The sequence below is a fragment of the Aquabacterium sp. A7-Y genome (assembly GCF_026153205.1).
In the GTDB taxonomy this organism is placed as follows: domain Bacteria; phylum Pseudomonadota; class Gammaproteobacteria; order Burkholderiales; family Burkholderiaceae_C; genus Caldimonas.
In genome coordinates, this window is sequence record NZ_JAPFBW010000025.1 from 66,979 (window position 1) to 80,774 (window position 13,796).

Genomic DNA, 13,796 nt, shown 5'->3' on the forward strand with positions numbered 1-13,796 from the left:
TGCAGTCGGGACAGGCCGGGGTCTCAGGAGACCTGGGTGATGCCCGCAATGGCCCAGTCGCGGCTCTCATCGAGCGGGCGCACGAAGTGCCAGACCTCATCGAAACGCTCGGCCGCCGCATCGGCCTGCTCCCGGATCAGGCCGTGGAAGCGCACGCTGACCACCCACTGGCCGTCATCGCGGGCGCGATCCAGCACCTGGGCATCGAGTTGCAGCACGTCGGTCTGCTGGCTGGCGCCCTTGCGGTCCTGCAGGTCCAGGCGCAGCGAGGCGAACAGCTCCGGCGTGGTGAACTTGCGCAGGTCCTCGACCTCGCCCGCGTCGTTGGCGGCCTGCAGGCGGATGAACAAGGTCTTGGCGACCCGCTCGAAGCCCGCAGCATCGAAGTCAGCGCTGTCGAAGCTGGCCGCGGAACCCGACTTGCCGAGCTGGATGCCACCGACGGGTGCCGCCGCATCCAGGCCGCTGCGCTGCAGCGGCTGTGCGGGGGCGGCGCCGAAGCCGGCCGCCGAACCGCTCGCCGCTCCCGCCCCGGCGAACTGCAAACCGGACGGAGCGCCGCGCGAGGCGCCGCCGGCGAAGCGGCGCATCAGGAAGCGGATCAGGAAAAAGGCGGCGCCGGCCAGCAGCATCAAGGTCAGGATGTTGGCCATGCCTTCGCCCAAGCCGAGATGGCTCATCAGCGCAGCCAGGCCCAGGCCGGCGGCGATGCCGGCGATCGGGCCCAACCAGGAGCGCTTGCCTGCTGCGGCTGCCGCGCCGGCTGCGGCCGGAGCCGCCGCGGCGGCGGGCTGCGCCTGGGTCGGCGGGGTCTGCGGGCTCTGTGTGGGCTGCGGGCTGGCCTGGCGCTGCATGCCGACGCTCTTGCCGCCACCGATGCGCTTGGCCTCGGCGTCCAGCGGGGCGCCGGCCAGGCTCAGGCCGGCAACAGCCATCGACAGCGCGACGAGAAAAGTCTTCAAGGTCTTCACAGGATCTCCTTCCGGTTCCAGCCGCCGCGCACCGGCGCGCGAAAGCGCGGGTCGTGCACGGCGGAAGCGGATGCAGAAGATACACGATACTTTCCTCTGTAAAAATATGGCATTTGCAAGATAGTAGCTTCGGAAAAAACTGATCATGGCCACTCCGCTGAACTACCGCCACCTCTACTATTTCTGGGTGGTCGCCAAGGAAGGCGGCATCGCCCGCGCGGCCGAGCGGCTGGACATGGCGGTGCAGACCGTCAGCGCGCAGGTGCGCGAGCTGGAGCGTTCGCTCGGCCACACCCTGCTGAAGCCGGCCGGCCGGGGCGTGGCGCTGACCGAGGCAGGGGCTGCCGCGATGGCGCAGGCCGAGCAGATCTTCCAGCTCGGTGAGCAGTTGCCGGCGCTGGTGCACGAGGCGGCCACCGAACGCAGCGTGCGGCTGGCGGTGGGCATCTCGGACGGCCTGCCCAAGCTGGCCGTGCCGCACCTGCTGCGGCCGGCGATGGAGAGCCGCGACGTGCGGCTGCTGTGCCACGAGGACGAGATCGACGACCTGCTGGCCGACCTGGCGCTGCACCGGCTCGACGTGGTGCTGTCGGACCGCCCTGCCCCGGCCAACCCCAACCTCAAGCTCTACAGCCATGCGCTGGGCGACACGCCGGTCGCCTGGTATGCGCCGCAGGACCTGCTGGAAGGCGTGCCGCGCGACTTCCCGGGCTGTCTGGCGCAGTTGCCGGTGCTGCTGCCCACCACCCATGCGGCGCTGCGCGCGCGGCTGGACCATTGGTTCGAGCGCGTCGGCGTGCGGCCGCGCGTGGTCGGCGAGTTCGAGGACAGCGCGCTGCTGGCCGCTTTCGGGCGCACCGGCGCGGGGGCCTTCCCGGCGCCCCAATGGTCACACGACGAGCTGACGCGGGTGCATGGCCTGCAATGGCTCGGACCGTGCACGGGCGTGGCCGAGCACTTCCACCTGATCACCGCCGAGCGGCGCATCCAGCATCCGCTCGTGCAGCGGCTGGTCGCTGCAGCTGCCGCAGCGCACCCGCCGGCCTGAGGCGCGTGCAGCCTGGCGCACGCGACCGCAGGCGGGGGCAAGCGGCGGCAGCCCGGCGAAAAAAAGCCGCCCCGGGGGGCGGCTTGAACTCTCTCTCTTCGTGAAGGCCGAAATCGCTCAGAAGTTGTGCTTGAGGCCGAAGTCCACGCCGGTCTTGTCGCTGTCGGCCTCGCTGTCGTTGGCCACGTCGACATAGACGACGGTGCGCTTGGACAGCGGGTAGTGGTAGCCGATGCCGAACTTGGACGACAGGTCCTCGTCCGGGTCCTTGGCTTCGAGCTTGCTGTAGCCGACGCGCAGCTCGCCGCCGCCCAGCGGGGCGGTGGCACCGACCAGGAAGGAGCGGCGCTTGTCGCCGTCGGTGTTCTTGCCCGAGCCGAAGGCGCCGAGCAGCTTGGCCGGCCCCAAGTCGTAGGAGCCGCCCACCAGGTGCCAGGTCGCGTCTTCCTTGGCCGACTTGTCGAAGCCATAGCTCACCGACAGGGGGCCGGCGGCATAAGCGAGGTTCAGGCCATAGGTGGCCTTGGTGTCGTTGCCGGCCACTTCATCGGCACTGACCTGGGCCTGGGCCTTGAAGCCGCCCAGCTCGGGCGTCGAGTAGGTGATGGCGTTGTTCTTGCGCTGCGGCGCGACCGTGCCCAGCAGGTTGCCCTCGTGTGCTGCCACGGTGTCGCCGCCCCATGGGTCGAGCGGGTTCGAGACGTTGCGCACGGGCGTGTATTCGCGACCGAGCGTCACGGTGCCGAAACCACCCTGCAGGCCAAGCACCGAGCGGCCATGCCAGAAGGGGTTGGACGAAGAGACCGTACCGTCGTCCGCCGAGAAGCGGTGCTCGATGTTGAAGATGGCCTTCAGGCCGCCACCCAGGTCCTCGCTGCCGCGCAGGCCCAGGCGGCTGCCCGAGCCCTGCTGCATCTTCCACGTGTCGTCGCCGATGTTGCGTGCCAGGCCGAGGTCGACACGCCCGTAGAGCGTGACATTGGACTGGGTTTGCGCCAGCGCGGGGGCAGCGGACAAGACGGCGAGCGTGGTCAGCAGGATGGTGTTTTTCATGAGTCCTCGGTGATGCTTGGTGTGTGATACCGGAGATGTCCATGCGCCAGCGCCGCCACGACGGGCGGCCTTGGCGCCGACGGCGGCATTGGGCCGGTGGACCGCAAAGCGGACATGACAGCTCGGAAATCACCGCCAAGACGCTCGGCCTTCACACGGCCGTCAAGCAGCTCGGCTCACACTGCAACAACGGGGACTCGGGCCGCCCTTCGGGGCGGCTGCGTTGCCGGGGCGCGCCATGCGCCCCGGCCTACTCTCAGAAGGCTGCAGCGCCGGGCAGCTCGAACAGCACCGGTCCTTGCAGCAGGAAGCGGTTGCTGCCGGACAGCGTCACACGCTGCCCGTCCAGCAGGCGCGCAGCCGCCGGAACGAAGGGCAAGGTGGCGTTCACGTTGTCGCGCAAAGGCCACACCGCCCAGCCGCGACCCTGCAGGAGGACCGCGCAGTAAGCCGCTTCGCACCAGCCGTCCTGCAGCGTCGCGCCGCGCAGCCAGCGGCTCACCTCGGCATAGGCCAGGCCCACCGGCGTCATCGTGACCCAGTCCTCGTTCGACAGCAGCGCCTTTTCGGGCAGCCGGCCTTCCATGGTGTAGTAGTTGTAGTTGCCGACACCGGCCGCGGCCATCGTCAGCAGCGCACGGGCGTTGAGGCGGGCGTGCTCCACTTGCGGGTCCAGGCCCGGGCACACGACGGCACCCGCTGTGCAGGTCGAATCGCCCTCGGTGTTCCAGATCGGCAGGTGGCCCAGGCCGTGGCGTTCGGCCAGCGAGCGCATGTTGTACTGGAAGGAGGCCGCGACCTCGGCGTCCGCGCTGCCGTAGTAGTGGTAGGACAGGATGTCGACGTGCTGGGCCGCGCCGTCGTCAAGGTAGTTCTCCAGCCAGTGCTGACCGATCCAGCTGATGTTGGCCGCGATGATCTTGTTGGCCGGGTCGATGGCCTTCAGCTCCTCGGCCGCGATGGCGGTCATCTCGGCGAGCTGCCGGGTGCCGCCGCGCCAGAAGCCGTTGTAGTTGGCTTCGTTCCACACCTCCCAGTAGCGGATGCGGCCCTTGTAGCGTTGGCCGAGCTCGCGCACGAAGCGGCGGAAGGCCTCGACGTCCTTCAGGCCCGAGACGGCGCCGTCGGGACCGGCCACGCCGCTGAGGGTGGGGTCGCTGGCGGCCCAGGTCGGGGTGCCGGAGAAGGTGTAGACCAGCTCGGAGCCGAAACGCGCCGAGTTGAAGACGTAGTAGTCCAGCCGCCGCGCGCTGCCGTTGTTGACCCAGTCGATGGGTGCATCCTCGGGCTGCAGCAGGCGCCAGGTGGTGCCGGTGTCGTGCAGGCGCAGCACCTCCACGCCCAGCGCGGGCCAGCTGTTGTGCTGGCCCAGCTTGTTGACGTGCATGCCACTGAACAGCGGCGAGACCGGCTGGCCCTTGGCCTGCGCCAGCAGGTGGGGACGCGACTCGATCATCTCGAAATCGTCGATCAGGATGGGCGTGTTCAGCTCGTGGTGCGCGACACGGAAGCTGCCGCTCTGGTCGGCGTAGGGGAAGGCCGCCTTGAGCGTCAGCGGCTGCCACGCGCCAGTGCCGACCACGGTCTGCTGCGCCAGCGAATCCCAGGGTTGGACGTCGTGGCGCAGCATCAGCGTGGCTTTCACGCCGGCCGGCAGCTTGTACTTCACGCGCACCTCATAGACGCGGCCCTGCTTCAGCAGATAGGGCCGGTACAGGGTGGCGTCGCCGGTGCCCTTGCCCAGCAGCGTGAAGGACTGGGCGCCGGTGCCGGTCGCGGCATCGTTGCTCTTGGCGGCGCTCCAGGTCGCGCCGTTGTAGGCGTTGACGGTCCAGCCTGGGGCCCGCGAAGAGAAAGCCTCCTCGAAGGTGGAGCGGGCTACCACGAGCGGCGCGACGACCGCCGGCGCGGCGGCGGCGACCTGCAGCTCGGTCAGTCCCGCGAGCGGCGCGAGCGCCGTCGGCAGCGGCGTGGTCGACGCCGGCATCGCGGTCAGCTGCAGCGAAGGGCTGGAGGTGGTGGCAACCGGCTGCCCGGTGACCGGGGCCGTGACGCTTTGTGCGGGGGACGGGGAAGCATCCGCGCCGCCGCCGCCCCCACCGCCGCAGGCCGTCAGGACCAGGGCGGGCAGGACGAGGAGCGCGAGCGAGGCGATCGGTTTCATGGACATCTCGGGTTGGGGATACCCGGCTTTGCGACAGCAGTAACATCCGCTTGCGCCCTCGGCGCTGCAAAGCGCCGACCCCCGTGTGGAAGTACCGTTCGCGTAAGCCGCTGCCTGTGTCGGCGGCCTGTGCCGCCGTCATTCGCGCCCTACCGAAGGCCGGTACAGACGTGACGGCGCCTTCCGAGCACGGCGCTCCCCGCCCCTCGTTGCCGGAGAAGCGTCTCGACGTCCTTGAAACATGCGGGCTCGCCCCCGCGTGCGGACCTCAGGAAGCGCTAGCAGCCTGCAGGCCCCTCGGGGCGCTCCCTTCCCGCTGAGAAGCGGGCCGCGCCGCCAGCGCTGCAGCCTCGTCGATCGCCGCCAGCACCTCGTCGGTCGCGACGTGGTGCACCATATGCCCCGCGCCGGGCGCCAGGTGCAGCCGGCTGAGCGGCAGCTCCTCGTGCAGCCGCGCCGACTGGCAGCGCGAGTTGACGTGCCGGTCGTCCAGGCCGGCGACGAGCACGCTGGGCACCTGCAGCTCACGGTGCCGGCCGCGCGAGAGCGCGGCGGCCGGGATCATCATCGCGCTCTCCGCCGCGCTGGCCTGCAGCGCCCCGGGGCGCAGCGCCAGGCCTCTCGGGAAACGCGCGCGGAAGGCCGGCGTCACCGACCCGGGCGCGAACATGCGTCGTGTCATCGCCGGCCACAGCAGGCGCGACAGCAGCGGCGAGACGGTGTGGCGCAGCAGCGTGCCCAGCAGCGGGATCGCCGGCGTCGCCAGGACGGGCACGTCCAGGCGCGGGGTCGGGAAGTAGTAGCCCGACATCAGCACCAGGCTGCGCAGCGCCTCCGGCTGCAGCAGGCCCATCTGCAGCGCCACCTGGCTGCCCCAGGAGTGGCCCAGCACGATGGGACGCTGCACGTCCAGCGCGGCCAAGGCCTGCAGCAGCAACTCCGCCTGGGCCTGCGGTCCCCACAGGCGGCCAGCCGGCCGCTCGCTGTAGCCGTAGCCGGGCCGGTCGAAGACGATCACGCGGTAGCGGGCCGCGGCCCGCTGCACCAGCCCGCTGATCTCGAAATCCTCGGCCAGGCTGCCATTGCCGTGCAGCAGCACCAGCGGCTCACCCTGCCCCTGTTCGCGGTAATGCAATCGCACGCCGTCGACCTCGATGAAGGACCCGGACGGCGGATGGCGGCGCTCGGCGGCCCGGGACAGCCGGCGCACCACGAGGGCGCTGGTCACGAGCCCGGCGAGCGCGGCGATGGCGATACGCCCCCTGCGTGTGCCTGCAGCAGCGACTGCCGCTGCCGCGACGACCTTCGCGACGCTGGCAGGATGGGAGAACAGCGTAGACATGTGTATAAGCTCCGAGCTGGTTGGTTCTGAGCTGAACACAGGCAAGGCACGGGCCCGCTCGCTGCACTGCAGCAATCGCCGCAGCCCCGCCGGATTCGCCCCCCCTCACCATGCTGTCGCAACATCTCACCACGCTGGAATTCCGCACCCGCGGCCGCGGGCTGCACGAGATCACCGAGCCGGTGCGCGCCTGGGTCGCCGGGCGCGGCCTGCGCGACGGCCTGCTGACGCTGTTCGTGCGCCACACCTCGGCCAGCCTGCTGGTGCAGGAAAACGCCGATCCACAGGTGCAGGCCGACCTGGAGCGCTTCTTCGCGCGCCTCGTCCCCGACGGCGACGCGCGGTTCCGCCACACCGAGGAGGGCCCGGACGACATGCCGGCCCACGTGCGCAGCGCGCTCACCCAGGTCCAGCTCAACGTGCCGCTGATGGAGGGCCGGCTCGCGCTCGGCACCTGGCAGGGGATCTACCTCTGGGAGCACCGGCTGCGCGCGCACCGCCGCGAGGTCGCGCTGCACCTGCTCGGCGAATGACGCACTACGTGACGCATCCCACGCCGTCGCCCTCGAAGAGACGCTCCGGCGTCTGCGGATAAAGGCGCCGCAGCAGGTCCCGGCTGGCGTCCTCCAGCCAGGTCTGCAAAGGCGGCACCAGCCGCGCCGCCAAGGCCGGCCCGCCGGCCGGCAAGGGCGCCGCCGCGCTCTGCCAGATCTCCTGCAGGCCGGCCTGCCGCTCGGCCACCACCGCCTTCACGCTGTCCTGCCAGTGCGCCGGGTGCTCGGCCTCGGCCCAGTCGCCGCGCCCGCGCCCGTAATGGGCCACCGCGAGGTATTCGAGCAGGGCGGAGTGCACCAGCTCGTCGAGCACCTCGCGGGACCATGCCAGCGACGGCGCCTCGACGCCGCGCACCAGGTTGTAGCCGCGCGCGAGGCCGGCCGCGCCGAGCGCACCCAGCACGCCGCCGGCCAGCAGGCCGCCGCCCAGCGTCAGCCCACCGCTGAGCAGGTCCGCCTTCAGCCCGGCCAGCGCGCCGGTGAGCGCGCCGCCCCAGACCGCGGCCTTGCCTTCATTCAGCGGCTCCTGCACCGTGTAGTGCTCCGCCAGGCGCGCCAGCACGGCAGCGGCCGCACGGCCTTCCAGCCCGTGCAGGGCGATCAGGCGGTCGGTGCCGGCGCGGAGCTCGGCATCGAGCCGCTCGGCCAGCGCCTGCATGGCCTGCTCCCGTGGCGTCGCGATGCCTTCGTGGCGCAGCCCGAGGGCCGCCCCGACCTCCCGCAGGCGGCCGCCCAGGCCCGCCGGCGGCAGCACTTCGCGGTCGACCGCGGCGCGCGCCAGGCGCTCGGCCAGCAGCAGCATCGCCGCCTGCCAGGTCGCCCGGCCGCGCGCCTGCCAAGCCTGGCGCAGGCGCGCCGATGCCGCCTGCTTGGCCTCAGGCAGCAGCCGGCCGACCGCCTCCAGCAGCGCGTCTTCCTGCACCCAGCAGCGGGCGAAGGCATCCAGCGCCAGCACCTCGCGCACGCAGGGCGACCCGGCGCAGCGTTCGCGCCAGCGCTCGATCTCGGCCGCCTCGCCGGCCGCCGGCTGTGGCCGGCCCAGCTGATTGAGCAGCACCAGCACCGGCTTGCCGACCAGCGTCAGCACCTGCAGCTCCGCGTCCAGGTAGCCGGCGTCCCCAGGGGCCTCGGACGCATTCACCAGGTAGAGCACGACGTCCGCCTGCTCCAGCACATTGCGCACGGCATGCTGGGCCGACCAGAAGGCGCGGTCGCGGAAGCGGTCCCAGACCTCGGTGAGGAACCAGCCCACCGGATTGCCGGCCTGCGCCAGCCGGCGTGCCAGCCGCACGCTGTCGCCGAAGCCCGGTGTGTCCCACAACTGCAGCCGGTCGCCGGCCGCCGATTCGGCCAGCAGGTAGGGCTCGGCCCGGCGCGTGACGTGCGCCGCGTCGCGCACCTCGCCGATGTCGCGCCTGAGCAGCGTGCGGGCCAGCGTGGTCTTGCCGACGTTGGTGTGCGAGACCAGGCTGAGCGCGAGCGTTGTGGAGGCCGCATCCGCCGCGATACCCGTCATGCCGCGCTCCTTCCGCCGACGTCGGCCGCGGGCGTCGAGAGGTCCACGAAGAGCGGGCTTTGCCCCTGCTCCTGCAGCATCTCGCGCCACGCAGTGCGGCGTTGCGCAAGGCGTCGTTCGTCGGCGCCGAAACGCTGCCGGAAGCCCGATTCGTCGACCAGCACCTGCAGCTCGCCACCGTTCGCCTGCGCGCGCATCAGTGCGCGCACGAAGGCGCCGTGATTCTCGCGCTCGGGCGTCGCCGTCAGCGCGAACAGCGCGACCCGACGCACTGTCGGGGACGCGCCCGGCGCCGCGGCGAGCCGGCGCGGCAGGTCGTCCTCGCCGCCCAGAGGCACGCCGGGCAGCAGCTGCACCGCCGCTCCCGGGCCCAGGCAACGCTGCAGCCCGGCCTGCAGTGCTGCGGGCAACTCGTAGCTGTAGGGCAGCACCTGCACCGGATTCACCTCGCCCGACAGCGCCTGGCGCAGCCGCTGGAAATAGGGGCTGTCGAGCGACAGCGGAAAGTCCCGCACGAGCCGCGCGGCACGCCAGGCCGCAGCCGCCGCCAGCAGGCAGCGCGGCAACACCACCGCGAGCACCAGGGTCAGGGCCTGCAGGTGGATCCAGCGCGCTGCGTTCTCGCCGCCCCCCAGCGAGGCGCGCAGCCCGGCCAGCTCGGCGACGTCGGGCAGCGCGATGCCGCTCAAGCGCGCGGCCGGGCCCAGCACCCAGCTCAGCAGGGCGTGGACCGCATCGACCGACAGGAAGGTGCTCTCCCAGGCCGCGCGGTACTCGAACACCAGCCCGCGCAGGTACAGCGAGGCGATGGCGCCGCACGCCAGGGCGGCGGCCGCCGCGTGCAAGCCCGCCCCCAGGCGTGCCGTGCGCAGCGCAGCGCCGGCCTGCAACCAGTCGGTCGCGAAACGCCGCAAGGGCTCCCGCGCGGGCGAGCTGTCGGGGCGCCGCAATCGGCGCGCGAGCGGCCCGACCCAGGCTGCGAGCGAGGCCAGCCAGCGACGCAACGGACCGGCCCCGCGGCCGCAGGGCAAGGCGGCTGACAGCAACAGGCCGAGATAGACCGCCAGGTTCCACGCCAGCAAGCCGAGCAGCGGCGGCGCGAGCAGGTTGATATGCCGCCCCGGGCCCACGGCGGTGCCGGCCAGCCCGAGCACGAAGGCGAGCAGCACGGCCGCCGCGGCCCATGCCCCCGCTGAGGCGCCGTCCCGTTCGTCGCCCTCGGGCAGGGCCCGCCGCTCGGCCAGCGCGGTCCTCACCAGCGCCGCGCGCCTCAGCAGCAGCCGCGGCCAGGGCGCGCTTTCGCCTTCGAGCCGCAAGGTTTCGGCGCTGGCCGAGGCCGCGTCGGCCTCGGTCCAGGGCGCCGCGGGAGGATCCTCGAAGGCACGGGTCAACAACAGAAGGCGGGCGTCGGATTCGGTCATGCGGGAGCGGTCGTGGCGACCGAGGCATTGTGCCGGCGTCGCCGCGGCATCAGCTTTTGAGCAGGCGCCATTCCCGGAACCTGCGTTGTGTAAGTAGTGGCCTGTCCGTCAGGCCGGGCCGGCGCGCCGTCGCGACGCCACGGACAGCGCACCGGCGCCATGCGGGCGCGGGGCGACCGGCGCAGCGACGCTCTTTACACCTTGCTGCGTCTGGATACCTGTGGTCGCCGGACGGGGTGTTTACATGGCCGCCGCTTTGGCGCTGATGGCGCCGCCCCGCTGCACTGCAGTGCACCGCCCACGAGGAGACAGCCGATGGCATCGAACTTCGACAGGCCCGCCCTGGCGTGGGGCCGCAGCGCCGCTGCATCGAGCGTCGCGCTCGGCTTGGCCGCGCTGCTGGCCGGCTGCGGCGGAGGCAGCGGCGGTGACAACGCGAGCGCCGACCCGCCCGCCGGGCTGCAATTGCCCTACGACATCTACCTGCCCGGCACGCCGACCGGCTGGACCCATACCGACGCCAACCGTTTCCGCTTCGATGCCGCGCGCGGGGTCTACCGGCTCGACAACCTGCGTGCCGGCCCGGCCCTGGCCGACGGCGGCCGCAGCATCAAGATCAGCAGCGCAGGCTGGACCCACCAGTTCGGCCTGGGGCCCAACGGCGCAGGCACCTCGGTGGCGCAGTCCACCCTGCGTTTCGAAGGGGACCGGTCGGTCACGTTACTCTCGCACCATGCCGACAGCAAAAACCTCTACCTGCCGCTCGACAGCGACGCCGGCGACCCCTCCGGCAAGGTGCTGCTCGACCTGGAGGTCGAGGTGCTGGGCCCCGGCGCCACTCCCGATGTCCGGCTCACCATCGTGAAAGACCAGCCCACCCTCACCCCCACCCTGTCGGTCGCCGTCGGCGGCGGCGACGGCAAGGCCGCCACCCTCACTTACCGCGGCGACGGCCGCTACGTCGGCACGCTGCGGCTGGAGGCCGGCGCCAACCAGGCCGTGATCCAGGACCTGCACGGCCGGCGCTGGCAAGGCCAGGCCAGCGCCGGGCAGCCCGCCGCCGCGCTGAGCGAATGCAGCGGCGCCTGCCACACCACCTTGAACGCCGACGACGGCTTTTACTACGAGGTGAAGCTGGACGCGCGCGAGGGCGAGGCGGTCTCGCTGTCGCTGCGCCGGCTGAGCCAGGACGAAGCCCGAGAAGCGGCGCCGCACTTCGACGCCGACGGCGAACCCGAGCAGCAGGTCTACCCGGCCTATGCCGCCGAGCCAGGCGGCGAGAGTGCCACGGTGCGGGTCTCGGTGGCCGACCGCTCGGCCGCCCTGCGCCGCTACACCCTCAGCAGCACCGCGCCGCAACGCGACGACAACCCGGGCTTCCGGGTGGTCGAGGAAAACGCGGCAGGTCCCACCCTGCGTACCGGCAGCCTGCTGTTCGACGGCCTGTTCGCGATGGCGGTCGACGAGGCCCGGCTCAACAGCGTGCAGGCCATCCAGGACAGCAGCTACAACGGCGGCAGCCCGGTCGCCTGCGACTGCTTCCAGACCGGCGAGAAATGGGCCTATGTCTGGACCCGCGACCTCGCCTATGCAGCCCACCTGGGGCTCGCCGCCTTCGACCCGCAGCGGGTGGTCAACTCGCTGCTGTTCAAGACCAGCGCCTGGCGCGAAGGGGTCGCGGCGCCGGCCGGGCTGCCGAGCGGCAGCACGCAGATCGTGCAGGACACCGGCTCGGGCGGCAGCTGGCCCGTCAGCACCGACCGCGTCACCTGGGCCTGGGCGGCCGACAGTGTGCTGCACCAGCTCACCGGCGCGGCACGCAGCGCCTTCGTCGAGCAGGCCTATGCGGCGCTGCGCGGCACTTTGGAGGCCGACCGCGAAGCGGCCTTCGACACCCGGCAGGGCCTCTACGGCGGCGAGCAGTCCTATCTGGACTGGCGCACCCAGACCTATGCCCCCTGGATCGTCAACAACCTGGCCCGCATGTCCAGCAGCAAGGCGCTGTCGACCAACATCGGCCACTACCAGGCCCTGCGGCTGGCGGCGCGGCTGGCGACCGAGCGCGGCGAGAGCGCGGTCGCGGCGCGCTACGACGGCTGGGCCGAGGCGCTGAAGCAGGCCATCAACACAAGCTTCTGGCTGGACGACGTCAAGCGCTACGCGAGCCTGACGAGCACCGGCGACGATCCGGCGGCGGTGTACAAGTTCGACATGCTGGGCACCGCACTGGCGGTGCTCTCGGGCATCGCCAGCGAGGCACAGGCGCGCGAGGCGCTGGCGCGTTACCCGCACGCCCCCTTCGGCCCGCCGGTCTACGAGCCGCAGCAGCCCCGGGTGTCGGTCTATCACAACCGCTCGCTCTGGCCCTTCGTCACGGCCTATGCGCTGCGCGCGGCGGCGCGGGTGCGCAACCCGGCGGTGGCGGCGCATGCGGTCGACTCGCTGATGCGCGGGGCGGCGCTCAACCTCTCGAACATGGAAAACCTCGAGTGGCTGACCGGCAAGCCCTGGTACGACGACGGGCCGGCCATCAACTCGCGCCGCCAGCTCTGGTCGGTGGCGGGCTACCTGGGTATGGTCACCGAGGTGATGTTCGGCTATGAAGCGGATGCCGAAGGTCTGCACATCCGGCCGTTCCTGACCGCGTCCGCGCGGCGCGCGATGGGTGCGGGCGAGACCGCGGTGCTGGACGGGCTGCGCTACCAGGGGCGGCCGCTGAAGATCCTGCTGCACCTGCCCGCGGCCGTCGCCGAGAACGGCTATCACGAGGCGGCCTCGGTGCGGCTCAACGGCCAGCCGGTCCTCGGCCCCCTTACCCGCACGCAGCTGTCGGAGTCGGCCAACACCGTGGAGGTCGACTTCACGCCGCTGAAGACCGGTGACGCCCGCATCGCGCGCGTGCCCGAGGTGCCGAGCGACAGCCGCACCGACCCGCGCGTGTTTTCGCCCGAGGCGCCGGTGATCGACAGCCTGGGCGCCGGCGGCGGCCACCTGACCCTGCGCTACTCTGACAGCGCCAACGAAGGGGCCGGCCAGGCGCTGCGCTACCACATCTGGCGCGACGGCTCGCTCGCCGCCAGCGGCTTGACGGCCCGCAGCTGGACCGACCCGACACCGCTGGTGCCCGGGCGCCGCACCTGCTATGCGGTGGAGGCCCGGTTCGAAGGCAGCGGCCACCGCTCCCAGCACAGCGAGCCGGTCTGCTGGGACGAGGACGCCGCGCTGAACATCGCCGTCACCGATGCCCGGGTGTCGAGCAACCGGCCGCTCACGCCGCCCTCCGACGGCCTGCCCGAAACCACCCTGCGCGAGTGGGGCGACCCGGGCGACACGCTGGCGGTGCGCGATGTGCAGATCGGGCGCGCCGGCCTCTGGGGCGTGGAGCTGAAGTACAACAACCACCAGCACGCCATCAACTCCGGCATCACCAATGCCGTGAAGCTGCTGCGGGTGCTGTCGGCCGACGGCCGGGAAGTCGCCCGGGGGGTGTGCAGATGCCGAATGTCGAGGAGCACCAGGGCGAACACCCGCTGGTGTCCTCGACGCTGGTGACCGCGCAGCTGCCGGCCGGCCGCTACCGGCTGGAGCTGCACGACTACTTCAACATGAGTTATCTGGCGAGCAACGCCAGCTACGCGGGCAACGGCGGCAGCGCAGGGCCGGTCAACACCGCGAGCATCGCCGGGCTGCGGCTGGTTTTCCTCGGGGAGGCGTCGTGAATAAAATC

The 13,796-nt window shown here is 71.8% G+C and carries 10 protein-coding genes; 4 read left to right on the forward strand and 6 right to left on the reverse strand.

Translation table 11 applies throughout. The features are described 5' to 3' along the window. Positions 1–23 precede the first annotated feature (23 nt). Positions 24–971 (reverse strand): Tim44-like domain-containing protein, encoded by a 948-nt coding sequence (locus OOT46_RS21210; protein ID WP_322114275.1) that lies wholly within the window; start codon positions 969–971, stop codon positions 24–26. A 145-nt stretch (positions 972–1,116) separates the two neighbouring features. Between OOT46_RS21210 and OOT46_RS21215 the strand changes: the two genes are divergently transcribed. Beyond that, the gene (locus OOT46_RS21215) at positions 1,117–2,019 is read left to right on the forward strand and encodes a LysR family transcriptional regulator (RefSeq protein ID WP_265405625.1); all 903 of its coding nucleotides are present in this window, start codon (positions 1,117–1,119) and stop codon (positions 2,017–2,019) included. 117 nt (positions 2,020–2,136) lie between these two features. Here the strand turns inward: OOT46_RS21215 and OOT46_RS21220 are convergent, their stop codons facing one another. The 3 genes from OOT46_RS21220 to OOT46_RS21230 all read right to left on the reverse strand — a co-directional run bounded on the left by OOT46_RS21220 (position 2,137) and on the right by OOT46_RS21230 (position 6,578). Further along, positions 2,137–3,072, reverse strand: coding sequence for a porin (locus OOT46_RS21220; RefSeq protein WP_265405626.1), 936 nt, complete (start codon positions 3,070–3,072; stop codon positions 2,137–2,139). Between the two features lie 256 nt (positions 3,073–3,328). Continuing rightward, a complete protein-coding gene (locus OOT46_RS21225; RefSeq protein ID WP_265405627.1) occupies positions 3,329–5,236 on the reverse strand; it encodes a glycosyl hydrolase in 1,908 nt (635 codons plus the stop codon). 268 nt (positions 5,237–5,504) lie between these two features. Then, positions 5,505–6,578 (reverse strand): alpha/beta fold hydrolase, encoded by a 1,074-nt coding sequence (locus tag OOT46_RS21230; protein ID WP_265405628.1) that lies wholly within the window; start codon positions 6,576–6,578, stop codon positions 5,505–5,507. A 110-nt stretch (positions 6,579–6,688) separates the two neighbouring features. Between OOT46_RS21230 and OOT46_RS21235 the strand changes: the two genes are divergently transcribed. Then, positions 6,689–7,111, forward strand: coding sequence for a secondary thiamine-phosphate synthase enzyme YjbQ (locus tag OOT46_RS21235; protein WP_265405629.1), 423 nt, complete (start codon positions 6,689–6,691; stop codon positions 7,109–7,111). A 4-nt stretch (positions 7,112–7,115) separates the two neighbouring features. Here the strand turns inward: OOT46_RS21235 and OOT46_RS21240 are convergent, their stop codons facing one another. Beyond that, positions 7,116–8,648, reverse strand: coding sequence for a DUF3482 domain-containing protein (locus tag OOT46_RS21240; protein ID WP_265405630.1), 1,533 nt, complete (start codon positions 8,646–8,648; stop codon positions 7,116–7,118). Next, on the reverse strand, positions 8,645–10,069 hold the full coding sequence (locus tag OOT46_RS21245; protein ID WP_265405631.1) for a DUF2868 domain-containing protein: 1,425 nt from the start codon (positions 10,067–10,069) through the stop codon (positions 8,645–8,647). The genes OOT46_RS21240 and OOT46_RS21245 overlap by 4 nt, the downstream gene beginning before the upstream one ends. Before the next feature lie 315 nt (positions 10,070–10,384). Here OOT46_RS21245 and OOT46_RS21250 point away from each other — a divergent pair, with 315 nt between their 5' ends. Together OOT46_RS21250 and OOT46_RS21255 are read left to right on the forward strand one after the other, a co-directional pair. Continuing rightward, positions 10,385–13,621, forward strand: coding sequence for an MGH1-like glycoside hydrolase domain-containing protein (locus OOT46_RS21250; protein WP_265405632.1), 3,237 nt, complete (start codon positions 10,385–10,387; stop codon positions 13,619–13,621). Beyond that, positions 13,564–13,788 carry a hypothetical protein gene (locus tag OOT46_RS21255; protein WP_265405633.1) on the forward strand — a complete coding sequence of 75 codons (225 nt, stop codon included), beginning with the start codon at positions 13,564–13,566 and terminating at the stop codon, positions 13,786–13,788. The genes OOT46_RS21250 and OOT46_RS21255 overlap by 58 nt, the downstream gene beginning before the upstream one ends. Positions 13,789–13,796 lie beyond the last annotated feature (8 nt).

Bases quoted from the DNA above. Each gene is read 5' to 3' on its own strand.
- OOT46_RS21215 (WP_265405625.1), top strand. From the start codon at position 1,117: ATGGCCACTCCGCTGAACTACCGCCACCTCTACTATTTCTGGGTGGTC.
- OOT46_RS21220 (WP_265405626.1), bottom strand. From the start codon at position 3,072: ATGAAAAACACCATCCTGCTGACCACGCTCGCCGTCTTGTCCGCTGCC.
- OOT46_RS21225 (WP_265405627.1), bottom strand. From the start codon at position 5,236: ATGAAACCGATCGCCTCGCTCGCGCTCCTCGTCCTGCCCGCCCTGGTC.
- OOT46_RS21230 (WP_265405628.1), bottom strand. From the start codon at position 6,578: ATGTCTACGCTGTTCTCCCATCCTGCCAGCGTCGCGAAGGTCGTCGCG.
- OOT46_RS21235 (WP_265405629.1), top strand. From the start codon at position 6,689: ATGCTGTCGCAACATCTCACCACGCTGGAATTCCGCACCCGCGGCCGC.
- OOT46_RS21240 (WP_265405630.1), bottom strand. From the start codon at position 8,648: ATGACGGGTATCGCGGCGGATGCGGCCTCCACAACGCTCGCGCTCAGC.
- OOT46_RS21245 (WP_265405631.1), bottom strand. From the start codon at position 10,069: ATGACCGAATCCGACGCCCGCCTTCTGTTGTTGACCCGTGCCTTCGAG.
- OOT46_RS21250 (WP_265405632.1), top strand. From the start codon at position 10,385: ATGGCATCGAACTTCGACAGGCCCGCCCTGGCGTGGGGCCGCAGCGCC.
- OOT46_RS21255 (WP_265405633.1), top strand. From the start codon at position 13,564: ATGCCGAATGTCGAGGAGCACCAGGGCGAACACCCGCTGGTGTCCTCG.